Annotated in this window: 2 protein-coding genes; both read right to left on the bottom strand. The window is 61.9% G+C overall.

Going from position 1 to position 2247, the window contains the following annotated elements:
- Positions 1 to 131: 131 nt before the first annotated feature.
- Complete coding sequence (gene sucD, locus L0G76_RS15875) at positions 132 to 1028, bottom strand: succinate--CoA ligase subunit alpha (protein WP_304358096.1); 897 nt, start codon at positions 1026 to 1028, stop codon at positions 132 to 134.
- 18 nt (positions 1029 to 1046) lie between these two features.
- Entirely contained in the window at positions 1047 to 2216 is a 1170-nt protein-coding gene (gene sucC / locus L0G76_RS15870; RefSeq protein ID WP_304358095.1) for an ADP-forming succinate--CoA ligase subunit beta, read from the bottom strand.
- Between the last annotated feature and the right edge of the window lie 31 nt (positions 2217 to 2247).

Below are 2247 nucleotides of genomic sequence, written 5' to 3'. Positions count from 1 at the left end.
GCTGCGTGGCTGCGGCACGTTACCGGCGCGGCGAACTCGCTGCAGACACACAACAGCGCGGTCAAAGTGCAGGCGCCCAGCATTTATGCTGAACGTGCACTTCGACCGCGCTGTTGTTAGGTGAGGAAGACTCAGGCGAGGAGTTCGCGCATGAGGTCAGCGGTTTCGGTCGGGGTCTTGCCGACCTTCACGCCTGCTGACTCGAGGGCTTCCTTCTTGGCCGCAGCGGTTCCTGAGGAGCCGGAGACGATGGCGCCGGCGTGGCCCATGGTCTTGCCCTCGGGAGCGGTGAAGCCTGCAACGTAGCCGACGACCGGCTTCGACACGTTGTCCTTGATGTAGGCGGCGGCACGCTCTTCGGCGTCTCCGCCGATTTCGCCGATCATGACGATGGCTTCGGTGTCGGGATCATTCTCGAAGGCCTCGAGCGCATCGATGTGCGTGGTGCCGATGACCGGGTCGCCACCGATTCCGATGGCGGTCGAGAAGCCGAGGTCACGCAGTTCGTACATCATCTGGTAGGTCAGCGTGCCGGACTTGGAGACCAGTCCGAGCTTGCCCTTCTTGGTGATGTTGGCAGGGATGATGCCTGCCAGCGAAGCCTCCGGCGAGATGATGCCCGGGCAGTTGGGTCCGATGATGCGGGTCGCATTTCCTGCGGCCTGCGCACGAGCCCAGACCTCGGCAGCGTCCTGGACCGGGATGCCCTCGGTGATGATGACGAGCAGACCGATCTTGGCATCGATGGCCTCGATGGCCGCATCCTTGGAGAACGCAGGCGGCACGAACGCCACGGACACGTCGGCACCGGTGGATTCCATCGCCTCGGCGACCGACCCGAAGACGGGCAGCTCAACCTCGTTGCCGTCCTTGTCACTGTGCTTGACAGTGGTGCCGGCCTTGCGGGCGTTGACCCCGCCGACGATGTTCGATCCAGCGGCCAGCATCCTGGCGGTGTGCTTGGAGCCTTCGCCGCCGGTGATGCCCTGAACGATGATCTTCGAATCGGAATTCAGAAAGATAGACATTTGTGTAAAGACCTTTCCTTACTTGGCAGCAGCCAGTTCGGCGGCCTTGTCGGCTCCACCGTCCATGGTGTCGGTCAGGGTGACGAGTGGGTTCGCGGCTTCCTTGAGGATCGCACGACCCTCTTCGACGTTGTTTCCGTCGAGGCGGACGACGAGCGGCTTGGTCGCCTGGTCCCCGAGGATCTCGAGAGCCTTGACGATGCCGTCGGCCACTGCGTCACAGGCGGTGATTCCACCGAAGACGTTGACGAAGACGGACTTGACCTGCTCATCGCCGAGGATGACGTCGAGCCCGTTGGCCATCACCTCAGCAGAGGCGCCGCCTCCGATGTCGAGGAAGTTGGCAGGCTTGACATCGTTGTGCTTCTCACCGGCGTAGGCGACGACGTCGAGGGTCGACATGACGAGTCCGGCACCGTTTCCGATGATTCCGACCTGTCCGTCGAGCTTGACGTAGTTGAGGTCGAGCTTCTTGGCTTTGAGCTCGAGGGGGTTCTCTGCACTGATGTCGCGCAGTGCCTCGTGGTCCTCGTGACGGAAGTCCGCGTTCTCATCGAGAGACACCTTGCCATCGAGCGCAATGATGTCACCGGCACCGGTCTTGACCAGTGGGTTGACCTCGACGAGGGAGGCATCTTCCTTCTCGAAGACGGTCCACAGAGAGGTCAGGACCGGAGCCACCTTGGCGGCGGTCTCCGCATCGAATCCAGCTTCCTTGGCGATCTCCTCGGCCTTCGCGGCATCGATTCCGTCGATGGCGGAGACTGGGATCCTGGCGAGCGCTTCCGGACGTTCCTCGGCGAGCTGCTCGATCTCCACGCCGCCTTCCTTGGAGCACATGGCCAAGTAGGTGCGGTTGGATCGGTCGAGGAGCACCGAGAAGTAGTATTCTTCGGCGATGTCTGCGCCTTCGGCGATCATCACCTTTTCGGTGATGTGGCCCTTGATGTCAAGACCCAGGATGTCCTTGGCGCGAGCTTCGGCTTCTTCTGGGTTCTTCGCAACCTTGACGCCTCCGGCCTTGCCGCGGCCACCCATCTTGACCTGAGACTTGACGACGACTGTTCCGCCGCCGAGGTCTTCGGCTGCCTTCTTCGCTTCTTCTGGTGTCGTCGCGACCTGGGCCTTGAGCACGGGCACTCCGTGCTTCTCGAACAGGTCACGTGCTTGATACTCGAAAAGATCCACGTGTATTCCTTCGTTTCTACTGCCGGGTCTT

This window comes from Brevibacterium picturae (genome assembly GCF_030453725.1).
Classification (GTDB): Bacteria; Actinomycetota; Actinomycetes; order Actinomycetales; family Brevibacteriaceae; genus Brevibacterium; species Brevibacterium sandarakinum_A.
Note: the sequence above shows the minus strand (reverse complement) of the source record. Positions and strands in the feature narration are given on the sequence as shown.